Source organism: Evansella cellulosilytica DSM 2522 (assembly GCF_000177235.2).
Classification (GTDB): Bacteria; Bacillota; Bacilli; order Bacillales; family Salisediminibacteriaceae; genus Evansella; species Evansella cellulosilytica.
Map to the genome: position 1 here is coordinate 2,149,185 of NC_014829.1, position 16,071 is coordinate 2,165,255.

The 16,071-nt window shown below is 35.6% G+C and carries 10 protein-coding genes; 7 read left to right on the forward strand and 3 right to left on the reverse strand.

What is annotated here, in order from left to right; all coding sequences use genetic code 11:
- From BCELL_RS09835 to BCELL_RS09845, 3 genes are all read left to right on the forward strand, one after another.
- Positions 1-1,170: an exonuclease SbcCD subunit D gene (locus tag BCELL_RS09835; protein WP_013488564.1), complete on the forward strand. Its 1,170-nt coding sequence runs from the start codon at positions 1-3 to the stop codon at positions 1,168-1,170.
- Positions 1,167-4,574 (forward strand): AAA family ATPase, encoded by a 3,408-nt coding sequence (locus tag BCELL_RS09840; protein WP_013488565.1) that lies wholly within the window; start codon positions 1,167-1,169, stop codon positions 4,572-4,574. The genes BCELL_RS09835 and BCELL_RS09840 overlap by 4 nt, the downstream gene beginning before the upstream one ends.
- Before the next feature lie 182 nt (positions 4,575-4,756).
- The gene (locus BCELL_RS09845) at positions 4,757-5,101 is read left to right on the forward strand and encodes a DUF952 domain-containing protein (protein ID WP_013488566.1); all 345 of its coding nucleotides are present in this window, start codon (positions 4,757-4,759) and stop codon (positions 5,099-5,101) included.
- Between the two features lie 216 nt (positions 5,102-5,317).
- Here the strand turns inward: BCELL_RS09845 and BCELL_RS09850 are convergent, their stop codons facing one another.
- Together BCELL_RS09850 and pepF are read right to left on the reverse strand one after the other, a co-directional pair.
- Positions 5,318-6,913: an ABC-F family ATP-binding cassette domain-containing protein gene (locus BCELL_RS09850; RefSeq protein ID WP_013488567.1), complete on the reverse strand. Its 1,596-nt coding sequence runs from the start codon at positions 6,911-6,913 to the stop codon at positions 5,318-5,320.
- A gap of 141 nt (positions 6,914-7,054) precedes the next feature.
- A complete protein-coding gene (pepF, locus tag BCELL_RS09855; protein ID WP_041808206.1) occupies positions 7,055-8,872 on the reverse strand; it encodes an oligoendopeptidase F in 1,818 nt (605 codons plus the stop codon).
- Positions 8,873-9,507: 635 nt separating this feature from the next.
- Here pepF and ltrA point away from each other — a divergent pair.
- Entirely contained in the window at positions 9,508-10,902 is a 1,395-nt protein-coding gene (ltrA, locus tag BCELL_RS09865) for a group II intron reverse transcriptase/maturase (RefSeq protein ID WP_013488569.1), read from the forward strand.
- Positions 10,903-10,998: 96 nt separating this feature from the next.
- On the opposite strand, the gene BCELL_RS09870 is transcribed toward ltrA, so the two are convergent.
- The gene (locus BCELL_RS09870; RefSeq protein ID WP_013488570.1) at positions 10,999-12,546 is read right to left on the reverse strand and encodes a hypothetical protein; all 1,548 of its coding nucleotides are present in this window, start codon (positions 12,544-12,546) and stop codon (positions 10,999-11,001) included.
- 337 nt (positions 12,547-12,883) lie between these two features.
- On the opposite strand from BCELL_RS09870, the gene BCELL_RS09875 reads away from it, so the two are divergent.
- From BCELL_RS09875 to BCELL_RS09885, 3 genes are read left to right on the forward strand one after another with little or no spacing between them, the layout of a single operon-like run.
- Positions 12,884-13,729 (forward strand): ABC transporter ATP-binding protein, encoded by an 846-nt coding sequence (locus BCELL_RS09875; protein ID WP_013488571.1) that lies wholly within the window; start codon positions 12,884-12,886, stop codon positions 13,727-13,729.
- Positions 13,662-14,432: an ABC transporter permease gene (locus BCELL_RS09880; RefSeq protein WP_013488572.1), complete on the forward strand. Its 771-nt coding sequence runs from the start codon at positions 13,662-13,664 to the stop codon at positions 14,430-14,432. The genes BCELL_RS09875 and BCELL_RS09880 overlap by 68 nt, the downstream gene beginning before the upstream one ends.
- Positions 14,433-14,474: 42 nt before the next feature.
- Positions 14,475-15,494 carry an aliphatic sulfonate ABC transporter substrate-binding protein gene (locus tag BCELL_RS09885; RefSeq protein WP_013488573.1) on the forward strand — a complete coding sequence of 340 codons (1,020 nt, stop codon included), beginning with the start codon at positions 14,475-14,477 and terminating at the stop codon, positions 15,492-15,494.
- The last annotated feature ends 577 nt before the right edge of the window (positions 15,495-16,071 follow it).

Genomic DNA, 16,071 nt, shown 5'->3' on the forward strand with positions numbered 1-16,071 from the left:
GTGAGGCTATTGCATACAGCCGATTGGCATATCGGAAGAACCCTTGAAGGACGAGATAGAATAGGGGAGCATGCCCAATTTTTCGACGAATTATATGATATTGTTGTCCGTGAAAAAGTGGATGCTATTTTAATGGCTGGAGACGTTTTTGATTCTGTAAATCCCCCTGCAATGGGAGAAGAGCTTTTTTATGAAAGTGTTGCCCGTCTTTCCGATGACGGGCAGCTTCCAATAATAGTCATAGCAGGAAATCATGATCATCCCGATCGGCTTCAAGCTGCAAGAACGTTAATAAAAAAACAGGGAGTAACAATACTGGGGTACCCAACACCTAAAAGCTTAAAAATTCCAATCGCACGTTCAGGAGAATATTTTAACATTGCTGCCTTGCCATATCCTTCAGAATCAAGGTTGAAAGAAAGCTTTGTAATCGAAGGAGATGAGCTTGCACTTAGAGAAGCGTATGACGAAAGAATTCACTATATTTTCGAGCAATTAACGAAGGAATTCTCACCAACAGAAGTGAATGTAGCTATGAGTCATTTATTTGTTGCAGGTGGTAATAGTACAGAATCAGAGCGGCCAATTGAGGTTGGCGGTGCTTACACGATACGAGCAACTCATTTGCCGAGTAATGTGCAATATACTGCCCTTGGCCATTTGCATCGCCCACAAAATATAAAAAGATCGCCAAAGATAGCAAGATATTCAGGGTCACCTCTTGCATTTAGCTTTTCAGAAACTGGATACACGAAGTCTGTAACAATTGTCGACATAATCGCTGGAGAAGATCCGGTTATTGAAGAGATCCCTTTAAGCTCTGGAAAACCTTTAGTTCGATGGAATGCAACAAAAGGCTTAGAGCAAGTATTTAATTGGATGGATGAAGGCAGAGATCGTAATGCTTGGATTGATTTAGAGGTGCACTTGGAAAACGCTCCGTCGATGGAGCAAATTCATCAAATGAAGAAAGAATACCCTGGTTTAATCAATATCCGGCCAGTTTTTCCAGAATCGATGCATTTAGTAAATCAACCTTCTATGAAGCACATGCCTATTCAGGAATTGTTCGAAAACTTTTATTCCCGTCAAACAGGTGGAGCTATTCCAGAAAAGGAGCTCATTTCACTATTTTTAGAGCTTGTAAATGAAGAGGGTGATAGTAAATGAAGCCATTAACATTATCATTGAAAGGCTTGCATAGTTTTAGAGAAAAACAGACAGTCGATTTTCGTACCCTTTGTGAGGGGGGGATCTTTGGAATTTTTGGTCCGACTGGCAGTGGGAAATCTTCGCTACTAGATGCCATGACACTTGCTTTGTACGGCAAAGTAGAACGGGCTGCTAATAATACACAAGGAATATTAAATCATGCAGAAGATACACTGTTTGTCTCCTTTTCTTTTCAACTAGGGCATGGGAAACGAACAAAATCATATGAAGTGGAAAGAACCTTCAAAAGATCGGGAGATATTACAGTTCGCTCATCCACTTGTCGTTTCATTGACACAACGTCTGAACGGGTTGTTTTAGCAGATAAAACAGGTGATGTTAACCGACAGATTGAAGATCTACTAGGGTTATCTATTGATGATTTCACTAGAGCAGTTGTACTTCCTCAAGGGAAATTTTCCGAGTTTTTGTCTTTGAAAGGACAAGATAGAAGGCAGATGCTGCAACGGCTTTTCCATCTAGAGAAGTATGGAGATGACCTCCAAAGGAAGTTAAAGAGTCGACTTATGGATTCAAAGCACGAAAGAGAGCTAATAGAAAAGGAACAAATAGGATTAGGTAATGCTTCGCAGGAAGCACTCATGGAATTAGAAACAGAATTAAAAGTAAATGTAGATAAAATTAAAGAAACGAAAGAAAAGTTGGTTATACTCGAACAACAAGAAGAAAAAGAAAAAAAAATTATTCATCTGCAGCAAGAAATAATGCAAACAGAGTATCGGTTAAAAGAGCTGAACGAAAAAGAACAAGAAATGAAACACGATGAAAGTAAAGTAAAGAAAGCAAGTGAGGCAAATATATTATCTCCATATTTAAAAGAGTTACAAATAAGTTCTGAAGAAGTTGATTTGTTAGAAAAAAAACTAAAGCAACAGGAAAAAGAGCTAACAGTGCTTACAGAAAAAGCTACTGCTGCTGAACAACATTATTTAATTTCAAGAAGGAATAAAGAAGAAAATGAAGCGCCAATACGCTTGAAATTAGAAGAGCTTGAACGCATCAAGAAGGAACAAGAAGAGCTTCAAATAGAAGCGACGAAATTAAATGAAATGAAAAGTAACCTTCAAAAAATTGCAGATGAAAGAGATAAATTAGAAGTAGAAAAGAATCAAGTGCAAGATGATAAAAAGAAATATGAACAAAAACAACAGGAACTAAAGGGAGAACTAAAGCACTTAGAAGTGTCAAATGAAACAAAGCGTCACATATATAACGCTGTTCAACAAAAACAAACGATAGATCAATTAAGTGAACGAGTAAAAGAGATAGAAGAAGAGTTTGATTCGCTAAAAGAAAAACAAATAGGAAGTAAAAATGATTTACTAAAGGTAAAGAGTGCATTAAAGGAAAAAGAATCACAAGTATCAAATGATTTTCAAAAGCTTTACAAGTGGTATGAACGTATATCAGAAGAAGAGCGTGAATTACATGCTGCTATGAGACGATTAACAACATATAAAAAAGAGATTGAACACGAAAACCTTCATGTAATCGCCAATAAATTAAAAAAAGAACTAAAAGATGGAATACCATGTATCGTCTGTGGATCTGTGAATCACCAGGGATCATTTAAGATTGATAATGAAGTAAATGGCGACAATGAGATAGATGATCAAGAAGCAAAGCTACTAAATATGATCGATGAACTTGAAACCGAAAAAAGAGAATTAGAACGTGTAAAATGGGAGATTGATAGTTTTTCTACGAGTTTAAAGCATATTGTTACAAGTGAAGAAGTTGCGACAACGGAAGAAAATGATGTTGAACATATGAAAGTAATTTCTCATAATCATGATAAAAACTTTCATGACTATATAAATGTTTGGGAAAAGAATAAGCTCATATTACCTAAGGAAAGATTAGCAATTAGACATTTAGTTAAAAAAATGGAAGGAGATTTGAAGGAACATCAACGTATACATGAGCAATACAAGGATATGCTTTCCAAGCTAAATGTAATAGAAGAACGTAAAAATGAAGTCGAGAAAAAAGTTATTAATATTGTAAAGAAGTATAATGATGAAGTCCAGAATTGGACAAAAGCATTTTCTCCTTACGATTTGAAAAACGTCGATGTAGAATTTCAGGAAGTTCAACAAAAAGAAGAGAGAGCAGCACTTTACCGAGAACGAATAGAAAAAAGTGTACCTTTCATACAAGGAAAACAATCTGAATTAGAAAATTTAACACAACAACTAAATGATCAGTTAGTTATCCATTCATCATTGAAAGCAGAACTAAATGAGAAGCAACTATTCGTATCGAACAAAAAACAACGAATTGTTGATATTATAGGTCATAATGATGTCCATCAAATGATAAATGAATGGAAAGAAAGTTTAAATAACCTTTATAATACGTTTAATGATGCAGAAAAAGATTGGAAGGAAAGTGAAGGTTCCTTAAGAAAGTTAAGAGAAAGTGTGTCAATTATAAAGGAATCACTACGCCATGCTCAAGAACGTTTTAATCGTTCAAAACAGGTTTGGCAAGACCAAATACTTCTTACAAGTTTTCAAACAATTGAGGAAGTAAAAAACGCAAAGCTTTCCAAAGATGAAATGAACATTTTACTAGCAAAAATAGAGAAGTTTAATAATGAAATGAATAACCTTACAATCAAGCTCGAGCACTATAAAAAAGAGCTCGGTGACCATTCAATAAGAGTGGCTGATTATGAAAGCACCGTTGCTTCTAGAAAGAAATGTAAAAATGAATTGGATATGCTTTATTCAAAACAAGGTGGAATAGAAGCCTCCTTTCGAGATATTAAGCAGCGTGTTGCAAGGTACGAGGAACTTGAAGAGAAGAAGAAATCAATTGAAACACAGTACACTCAGCTTATAAAGCTCGAACATGTATTTAGAGGGAAAGCTTTTGTTGAATATATTGCAGAAGAACAGCTCGTTCAAGTTAGTCGTCTAGCAACAGAAAAGCTATATGAGCTTACTAGAGGTCGTTATGCTATTGAGGTAGATTCAAATGGTGGATTTATCATTCGTGACGATGCAAACGGTGGTGTGAAGCGACCTGTTTCAACGCTTTCAGGTGGAGAAACATTTTTAACATCTTTAGCATTAGCATTATCTTTATCAACCTCTATTCAATTAAAAGGAGAGCATCCACTAGAATTTTTCTTTTTAGATGAAGGATTTGGAACACTAGACCAAGAACTATTAGAGACTGTTATTAGTGCTTTAGAAAGACTTCAAACAGATCAATTATCTGTTGGCGTTATTAGTCATGTTCCAGAATTACGTGAGCGACTTCCTAGAAAATTAATTGTAACTCCTTCAGAAGCTAGTGGGCGTGGTAGCAGCGTTACTATTGAGATGTTGTAGTGATTATCGACATATATGAATCAGTAAGGTGTTCCATAAGCTTCAAGTGCTCCTCCTTGTGTTCACAAAATCGTAACAACTTAATGATTAATATGTAATAATGAATCATTTTCACACAAATGTCACATTAAAAACTATATAATCAAAGTGTTAATGATGTTTTGTTGAGGGGGAGTCATATAGTGATATATCATTTACTAGAAAAGCAAGAATGGGAGAAGGCGATACAAAATGATATGTATTGGCCGAGCTCTCTGGACAATGAAGGGTTTATTCATTGTTCTACATGGGAGCAAATAATAAGAATTGGTGACTCTTTGTTTCCGAAAGAGGCTCAATTAATCTTATTAAAAATTAATTCTCAGGAGTTAGAAAGCTTAGTTGTTTATGAAGATTTAACCGAATCAGGGGAGATGTTTCCACATATTTATGGGCACTTGAACTTAGATGCTGTAAAGTCAATTGTGGAAGTAACTAGAAACGAAGCGGGGAAGCTACAGCTAATAAATCAGATTGATGCTGTATAGTTTTATGAATTAATAATAAGGATGTGCTATGATGAGTTAATTACTCTTAAGCACATCTTTTTTTTATAATAAAATATTTTAGCATGGGAATATTTCCGCCGTTCGTACTTGCGAGAAGATAACTCACTAGTACTATAAATTCCAAATCCAATTGCTTTTAACAAAGAGGTTGACTCAAAAGTCGAATTTACACCTTTGAATCAACCTCTTCTTCATTTATGCATTTGTTTTTAATTCAATATATTCATCATAAGTAACTTCTTTGTCAAACACACCAGTATCTTTTATTTCTATGATCCGGTTTGCGATTGACTGATTAAATTGATGGTCATGTGATGTAAAAAGCATGGCACCTTTAAAGTTGATTAAGCCATTATTAAGAGCTGTAATGGATTCTAAATCTAAATGGTTAGTTGGGTCGTCAAGCATTAACACGTTAGCACCACTTAACATCATTTTTGAAAGCATACAACGTACCTTTTCTCCTCCTGAAAGAACATTCGCTTTTTTCTTCGCTTCTTCACCAGAGAAGAGCATGCGACCTAAAAATCCACGTAAAAAGGTTTCTGTTTGGTCTTCTGGAGAATATTGACGTAACCAATCAACTAAGTCTACATTTACTCCTTCAAAATATTTTGCGTTATCTTTAGGAAAGTACGCTTGAGATGTAGTGATTCCCCATTTGTATGATCCACTATCTGGTTCCATTTCTCCAGATAAGATTTTGAGAAGTGTTGTTTTTGCTATTTCTTTCGTACCTACAAGCGCCACTTTATCTTCCTTATTTAAAACAAAGCTGACGTTATCTAACACTTTTACTCCATCGATCGTTTTTGTTAATCCCTCTACTTGCAATACATCATTACCAATTTCACGGTTTGGTTTAAAATGTACGTAAGGATATTTTCTTGAAGAAGGTTTAATATCATCTAGCTCTATTTTATCAAGCAGTTTTTTTCGAGAGGTTGCTTGCTTTGATTTTGAAGCATTGGCACTAAAACGTGCAACGAATGCTTGAAGCTCTTTAATTTTTTCCTCTTTTTTCTTGTTTTGCTCTTGTGCCATTTTTAATGCAAGTTGGCTAGATTCATACCAAAAATCATAGTTTCCAACGTAGATTTGAATCTTTCCAAAATCCAAATCTGCTATATGAGTACATACTTTATTTAGAAAATGTCTATCGTGGGATACAACGATAACAGTGTTGTCAAAGTTTATTAAGAACTCTTCTAACCATTGAATTGCTTCGATATCTAAATGGTTTGTAGGCTCGTCCAATAATAATACATCTGGATTACCAAAAAGGGCTTGTGCTAATAACACTTTAACCTTTTCGTTACCAGTAAGCTCCGCCATTTTTTTTTGATGTAGCTTTTCATCAATACCTAGTCCCTTTAATAATATTGCAGCATCTGACTCAGCTTCATATCCATTCATTTCAGCGAATTCACCTTCAAGCTCAGCAGCTTTCATACCATCTTCATCTGAGAAATCAGGCTTCATATAAATAGCATCTTTTTCCTTCATTACCTCGTATAGTCGCTTATGCCCCATCATAACAAGGTCTAATACGATTTCTTCTTCGTACTCAAAGTGGTTCTGTTTTAAAACAGCCATTCGTTGACCTGGTTGTAGGTGTACATCACCAGTTTGCGCTTCTATATCACCAGATAATATTTTTAGGAAGGTGGACTTCCCCGCCCCATTCGCACCTATTAAACCATAGCAATTACCTGGAGTGAATTTTATATTCACATCTTCAAAAAGCTTTCGATCTCCGAAACGAAGGCTGACATTTGTAACAGTAATCATTAATAATCTCATCCTCTACATATAAAGTCTAAGAAATTATATCATGTTCTAGCTAATATGACGAGGTTTGCGTTATTTTCCCTAGTCATTCTATATGAAACAACCTGCTCCATTGAAAATGGAGCAGGTTGTGTGAGTCATTTATTTAGAATAGCTTTCTTCAAGTTGATCAATAAGCGAAGCAACATAATCTACAGCTAATCGAATGGAGTCTGGGTTAGTCATATCAACTCCAGCGTGTTCCATTAATTTTTGAGGACTCATCGTGCCGCCTGCTTTTAAAACTTCTAACCATCTATCTACAACAGGCTGACCTTCCTCTTGTATTTTTTTCGCAACAGCAGTGGATGCTGTTAAGCCAGCAGAATATGTATATGGATATAAACCCATATAGTAATGTGGCTGTCTCATCCACGTTAGGCCAGCATATTCATCTAATACTACAGAGTCTCCCCAAAATCCTTCAAGTACGTCTTTCTTAATGCTTGTTAATGTCGCTGCTGTGTGAGGTTTTCCATCCTCAGCATGTTTATACACACGACGTTGAAACTCACCTTCTAGTAAATGGGTGACAAAATTATGATAGTAAGTGCCGAGGAACTGTAATATTACCCATCGCTTCATTTGTGGATCATCGGTCTTATTTAATAAATGATTGCCAAGTAGTAATTCATTCATAGTAGACGGAGCTTCAACAAAGTAAGTGGAAGGACGTGTGTCAGCAATTCTTTGGTTTTTGTTAGCTAAATAAAAATGTCCGGCATGTCCTAACTCATGAGTAAGTATGAATGCACCCCGCATTGTATCTTTCCAAGTCATTAAAATGTATGGATGAGAACCATATGGACTTGCACAAAATGCACCAGTTGCTTTACCGATATTATCAGCACGGTCTACCCAACGTTCAGTTAATCCCTTCTTCATAATCTCATAGTATTCTGTCCCCATGATTTCAAGAGATTCTAAAATAAGCTCTGAAACTTTTTCATATGTTGTTTCAGGTTGGAAGTCAGGGTCTAATGGTGCTTTTAGATCACAAAATTTCATTTCATCTAAGCCAAGTTGTTTTTTCTTCAAACGAGCAAATCTCTGCATATGTGGTGCAAGCTCATTATAAATAATATTTAGTTGATTTTCATACATTTCTTCACTTACCTTTTGAGGCTGTAAAAGCATTTCTGTTACTGATGAATAGTTACGAAGCTTAGATATTGTAACTTGTTTTTTAACTTCTGTAGCATAAACAGTGGCATAAGTATTTTCATATTGCTTTAATGTTTTAACGAAAGATTGATAGGCATTTCTTCTTTCATCTGTGTTAGGAGAGATTTCATATTGGTCTTCAAACAAAGCGAAAGATAATGGCCTTTCATCTCCATTTCTATCTTTAAACGAATCGAACTTCATATCTGACGATTTACTTACAGAATAAATTCTGTACGGAGAACCGTGAACCTCACCTAAAGAAGCTAATACTTCTTCCGTTTCAGCACCTAGTGAATGGTTTTTTTTCTTCAGCATGTCAGTTAATGGAATTCTGTAGGCTTCTAAACGAGGCTCTTCTTTAAAGTATTTTTCTACTTTTTCATCGCTTAATGATAGCAATTCAGATTCTATGAAAGAAAGCGCAGTATTGATTCTCGTTAGTGCACTGCTCATTAATGCATAGTTTTTTTGCGCTTCATTGTCTGTCCCATCTACTGACATATTTAAATTTGCATACGTACCAACAAGAATTAACCTTTCTGTTAATTTTTCTTGAGCTTGAAGACAAAGTAGGAGGTTATTAGCACTATCTTGAAAAGTACCTTTAAATTTAGTTACACTACTAATAGATTTTTCAATATTTTCAAGTTCTTGCTTCCATTCAGTTTCATTACGGAATAAATCTTCTATTTTCCAAGTTTCTTCCGTTTTTACGTCACTTCTTTTTGTTAATTCGATAGACAAAAAAATCACTCCTATATTTTATATTTCGAAATACGAATTAAAAATTATTATACTATATTTTTTATTAAATAAATATAGTATTTTCTGACTTTTTAAAACATCATTTTTTGTTATGAAATAATACATGCTATCGAATGTACAATCGTTTAACATATTAAGTAATAAATTGTTGAAAACATAGTAAAAAAAGAGGCCACCATGTGCTGTGAGCCTCTTCCTAATTGTGCGCCCGGCATGTTTAACAGCTAGGTGGTGAAAGTCCACTACAGGCTTGGCAGTGGGAACTGTTAGCGAAAGGCAAGGGTGTCCACTGTGAGGTGGAATCTGAAGGAAGCCGGACGCAAAATCTCGAGGTAACGAACAGAAACTGGATACAAGGCTGTCAGGAGATGGATGAGTTTGCAATACAAAACGAAGTCCAACACTGCACGAATCTCCTACAGTAAATTCAGTACTTGCGAGAGGAAAGCGGTTAGACTTACCCGGGGAGGTCTTACAAGGGTCTCGATAAGAGAAGGAATTTCTCAAAGGGACAACGATGTCAGTGATGACACCGTGAATTGTAAGAAGTCAGCAGAAGTCATAGTAGTCGAGAGACGAAGGACTGAACAATAGGAATCTTGGAACTAGAGGAGGTGTGAGGCATGCAAAGAACACAGACAACATCAATTGATGGCTATCCATCAGAAGATAGGATGGAATCCGAAAATATGAAGGAAGCGTGTAGTATGCTTCGCGGCGAAACTAGAAGAAGAGATGGTGGGACTACGGATATAATCCGAAGGATTATAAATCAAGATAATCTCCAAAGAGCATATAAGAAAGTGAAGAAGAACAAAGGTAAACCTGGAATTGATGGAATGAGTGTCGATGAATTACTTCCTTACCTGGCTCTAGAGGATAGAAACTTAATCCTTTCCATTAAAGATGGTTCCTATCGGCCTCAACCCGTCAAACGAGTTGAGATAAAGAAACCAGATGGAGGGAAGCGAAAGCTAGGCATTCCCACGGTGAAGGACCGTCTGGTCCAACAAATGATTCTTCAAGTTATTGAGAAGAAAATTGATCCTCAATTCTCAGACAATAGTTACGGCTTCCGTCCGAATCGTAGTGCTCACGACGCAATGAGGAAAGCGAAACAATATTATGAAGAAGGATTTCGATATGTAGTAGACATCGATATGAAACAATATTTTGACACTGTAAATCAGGACAAACTTATGCATCATGTCGAACAATTTATAGATGATCCTACTGTACTCATCCTCATTAGAAAGTTTTTGCGAAGTGGAATCAGCATAGATGAAGAAATAGAACCGAGTGAAGTTGGAACACCTCAGGGAGGCAACTTATCGCCGATACTAGGTAACATCTACCTTCACCAACTAGACTTAGAACTCGAAAGACGAGGACATAAGTTTATTAGGTATGCCGATGACTGTAACATCTATGTCAAAAGCCGTAAGGCTGGAGATAGAGTCCTCAAGAGTATTACAAAATTCCTTGAAGAAGAACTGAAACTCACTGTAAATAAGGATAAAAGTGAAGTAGGCAGACCTACGAAACGTAAGTTTCTAGGTTTCTGTATACACTCAACTAAAGCCGGAGTCGGATTTCGACCACACATAAAATCAAAGAAAAGGTTGGAACAAAAGATCCGGTATCTTACATCAAGGAAGAGACCTGGAGAGTTCCGAGAGATTATAAAGGAACTAAATCAAACCACTAGAGGATGGGTAAATTACTACGGCATTGGTTTTATGAAAGGTTATATCAGACAAATAGAAAAGTGGATACGACGTAGATTAAGACAACTCTTGTGGAAGAGATGGAAAAGAGTCAGAACTCGATTCAAAAACCTCATGAAACTAAAAATCCCCAAGCAGAAAGCTTGGGAATGGGCAAACACTAGGAAAGGATACTGGTGTATATCAAAAAGCCATATCCTACACCTAGCAGTTTCCAATAAAATCTTAGAACATGTAGGACTTCTTAACTTAGAAAACTTATATCTTGAAAGATTATCTAAATCCACTTAACTTATTGAACCGCCGTATACGGACCCGTATGTACGGTGGTGTGAGAGGTCGGGGGCTAATCACCCCCTCCTACTCGATTTAATATAGTATCATTATTTATATGAAGAAAAGGGATGCGACTACACCAAGAATACCAATTATAGCTAGAATATATACTGGTTTTATTGGCATTTCACCATTGTTTTCCATCGCCCTACCAAACATGAAAAATACAAGAGGGTGAACTAAAAATGGCATTGAAAAAATAAATGGAATAAGTAGAGCAGCTTCAGATCCAAACATCCCTTCTTGAATAGCAGCGAATAAACCGAAGTGAGAAATTGCACTTGCTTGTGCCATTGCTCCATAATCAAACGGCATAGCGCTTAAACTTAATAAGGTTAATCCGCCAAACACGGCACATATTTGCCAGCCAAATGAGAATTGCATAAGTGCATTAATTTCTTGTCTGTCGTCGCCACTTGCCTTTTTCATCGTTCTTAATGACCAAATTGTTAAACCAATACCAATTGCAACTAAAATTGCTGATGGTACAATCCACAAGGCTTCTCTATCTGCACTGACTGCTAAAATAGAAAAAACGAATACATGTCCAAAAAATGGAATGTTAATCATAATAGGTGCTCTTTTTGCAGCTATATTACCAAAATCACCAGCTGTACAAGCACCAGTTAAACCTGAGTGCGATAATGCCCCAGCCATTCCTGGAGCTAAATTTCGCGTATTTGCGGTTTTAGCAAATAACATGAGTAATGCAATTCCTCCGAACATCCAAAATAACTGTCCAAAGAAACCATATGCTAAAACGGAATTCATACCTTCTACTGCAAAAGCTTCACTAATTCTCGAACCACCAACCATGAAATTTCCTGCTAATACTAAAGGGATACCTGCAAATAATAATGCCCGTATCGTAGGACCAAAAGTCCACTTATAAAATATTGCACCGATAGCTGCACCAATCATCATAGCAAAGAAAATTTGAGGTAAAGAAATGATTGGTCTGATCAATACTGCAATATGATAAGAAAGAAGTAATATAACAATAGTTGTTGCAATCTCGATGATACCTTTACGTAAGTATAAGCGTTTGTTTTTTATTTTAGCTTTATTATCAATAAAAATGACAGCACCAATTAATCCGATATATGCAATTAATGGATAAAAGTTACTAAGTACTGTGCCAGTACTATTTCCAGTTATTACTCTCATGACACCTTCTATACCTAGTAATAAGAAAAAGGCACGAACAATAAAGATGAACTGTGTTCTAGTTGTACCTAACACTGTTTCCTCACTTGAAGGAACAACAAAGTCGTCTTCCTCCAGTTCTTTCTTTCCAAGTATCTTTCTTAATTCTTGTCCACCCACAAAAAAAGTTACTGTTAATGCGATAATGGTGGTATTTGCCATTAGATTAACGAAAGGGAATTCAGGTAGACCAGGTGTTGCGACATCACTCATCACGAGTATGTACCCCATTGCTAATCCAAAAATTACAATGATTAATATGGGTGAATATCTTGTGCCAGCAACTACCGTTCTTGAAATTAAGACCATAGGTATTAGAAATAATAAAATGATCCAAAATTGATTCAGTAGTTGTAAATGCGTAATTTGTTCAATAATTTGAGCTGTATCCATATATTAAACCCCTTTTTTTATTATTCTACACAAAAATATATATTATCTTATCTACATAGATAGGTAAATGTATTTATAAAAGAAAGTGTTACAAAATTGAAAACTTCATTATATACATGTGTCTTTTTTAAAAATTTTATGTAGTAATCGGTGGAAATAAGAATGATATAGGAAGAAATTACACATGAATAAGTAATCAGTATCACTAATTTAAATGAAAAGATTATTTTTGGGTATTTATTCATTGACACGTGAGCATTGCCATCATATACTAAAAATATTAATTCCGATAAAGATTATAAGAATTATAGAATATCCATAAATTGGGGGGAAGGATATGGAAAAAGTACATATCCAAAATGTTGAAAAAACCTTTAATGATAAAGAAAAAGGCCAATCTTTTACCGTGTTTGATAATATATCATTAACCATTGAATCTGGAGAATTTGTCTCCTTACTTGGGCCTTCTGGCTGTGGGAAGTCAACATTATTAAACATTGTTGCAGGTTTAGATCGAGCAACTGAAGGTGAAGTGCTTGTGGGTGAAAAAAAGGTAACTCGACCAGGATCTGACAGGGGCGTTGTTTTTCAGGAGGCTGCACTTATGCCTTGGCTTACTGCTTTAGACAATGTTGCATTTCCTTTGCGAAAAAAAATGAGTAAATCAGAGGCAAAAGATCATGCAAAGAAATACTTAAAGTTAGTACATTTAAGCAAGTTTATAGATTCTTTCCCTCATGAATTATCAGGAGGGATGAAACAACGGGTATCGATAGCGAGAGCATTGGCCATGGACCCAAATATATTATTAATGGATGAACCGTTCGGTGCGCTAGATGAACAGACGAGATCAATGCTTCATAGAGAGCTACAATTTATATGGGAAGAAACGAAAAAAACGATCATATTTGTGACACATAATATTCGCGAAGCAATTATGTTATCTGATCGAATTGTTTTAATGGGAACACGTCCAGGTGGTATTAGAAAAATTTATCCTGTTGATCTTCCGCGACCACGAATTCCGTCCTCTCCAGAATTCACTCAATTAGAAGAGGATATTATGTCTATTCTTGGTGGAGAGATAGAGAAAGTAATGAGGGAGGAAATGGGTGATGACTTCAATAGTAAGAAGGCTTCTCTTCTTTACGGCACTGATCGTAATCTGGGAGACCATATATAGATTAAATTTACAATTAGAATTTAGAACAACGACATTATTTCCATCGCCAATTGGTGCGGTACAACAACTCTACATTGGATTCTTTGAAACCGGTATTTTAAGAGTTGCACTTATAGAGAGTTTGCAAAGAATCTCTATTGGATTTATTTTAGCTGTTATGATTGGGCTATGCCTCGGTATTTTAATAGGTATTTCAAAATTAGCTGATGAAACAATTGGAACATTGGTCATTGCACTTCAATCAGTTCCGAGTATCGTATGGCTCCCAATTTCTTTTGTTATTTTTGGAGCTAACACTGGAGCAATTATTTTTATCGTTGTACTTGGTGGTACTTGGGCTATGACAATGAATGTTCGAATGGGAATAAAAAATGTCCAACCAATTTTAATTAGAGCTGCAAAAACGATGGGTTATAACCGTACTGAGGTCATATGGAAAGTAATGATCCCAGCATCGATACCGTCTGCATTAACAGGAGCCCGGTTAGCATGGGCGTTTGGTTGGCGCGCATTAATGGCAGCTGAATTAATTGGAAGAGGTGGATTAGGAAGAACATTAATGGATGCAAGAGATTTTTATAATATGGACTTAGTTGTATCAATTATGATTATCATTTCCGTAATTGGACTAATTGTAGAATATTTCTTCTTCAGTAAAATTGAAAAACGTGTATTATCCCGTTGGGGACTATCAAAAGCATAAATGTAAATGTAATATGAAACATTATTTTTAAGGGGGAGCAACATGAAAAAATTACGAGTTTTATTGTTTAGTATTCTTACTTTATTATTTATAACTGCATGTGGGCAAAGTGATAATGGAAATAGTGGGGCATCAGGAGATAAAAATGGGGATGTTACAATTGGTTACTTTCCTAACTTAGATCATGCTGCTGGAATTATCGGAAAAGAAAAAGGTTATTTCGCAGAAGAAATTACAGATTACAATGTAGATTTTCAAAACTTTCCAAATGGGAATGATTTTATAGATGCATTGGACACTGGAGGAATTGATTTAGGATACGTAGGGCCAGGGCCTGCGATTAATTACTTTTTATCTGGAGGAGACGTAGTAGTTATTGGTGCTGCGGCAAACGGAGCAACATTAATTGTTTCTAGAGAAGATTCTGGTATTTATGATCTTGAAGACTTTGATGGAAAATCATTTTGTACACCGGGTAACGGTTGTACGCATAACGTACAATTAGAAATTATGCTTAATGAAATTGGACTTGTATCAAACCGACTTGGTGGGACTGTTGAGCACCAATCTCGTATTAATCCTGCAACGATGGTTGGAATGTTTGAACAAGGTGAGATTGATGCAGCTGCAGCACCAGAGCCATGGGGTACATTACTTGTAGAAGAACATAATGCAAATGTTGTAGTAGAATGGAATGAAGTGTTTTTAGGAGAAGAATTAGCAAGTGTTGTTATCGTTACTACGAGTGAATATTTAGAAAATAACCCTGAAGTAGTAGAACAGGCTCTAAGAGCGCATAAGCGAGCAGTGGATTATGCACACGAAAACACGGAAGATACTTTAAAGACAGTTAACGATTTAATTTTTGATTTAACACAAAGTCGTCTGCCTGAACATGTTTTAGAAAAAGCTTGGGACCGTATGGCTGTGACAACAGAAACTCATGGAGATGCACTACAAGCATGGGCTACCGCATCCTATGAATTACAGTTTATGGACGTAGATCCAAACCTTGATGGTTTTGTTGATACATCGATTTTAGATCGGATTGTAAGTGAATAAACTGATTTTTAAATTGTAGGGTCTAATGAAGTTTGATTTAAACGAAAGATGCGAGCCGCCTGAAGGAATAACATAAGCTTAGGATCCCACGCCAAGTGAGCATCCTGAAGCGATAAATCATCAACATAGATGAAATGTAATAGACATTTACTATTTTTCTATAACATCAATTATAAAAAAATCTTGCAGCCTCACATATGTGTGAGGCTGCTTTCATTTATATTTAAATTGTCTATTTATGAAATCGTGATTCTTTTCTATTGAATAAGTATTTCTTTAAAATCTATATTAAGTGAGAAGAAGTCAGTTATTTTATATTAACTAAAAAAATAGACAAAGGATGAAGCTTGGAATATAACTGTTCGTATATGTTATAGAACAAAAAGTGGCAATAATTGTCTTATTTTTGCAACATTTTAGACATTAATCTATATATCTATAGTGGAAATGTTGGTATATAATTACATTATAAATAAATATATTTATTAAATATAAACTTTAGAAAGGTTGTTAACAAAGCTGTCACAATGAAAACGGTATCAAAACGAAATGTGAAGAACTTCACAAATATGTCAAA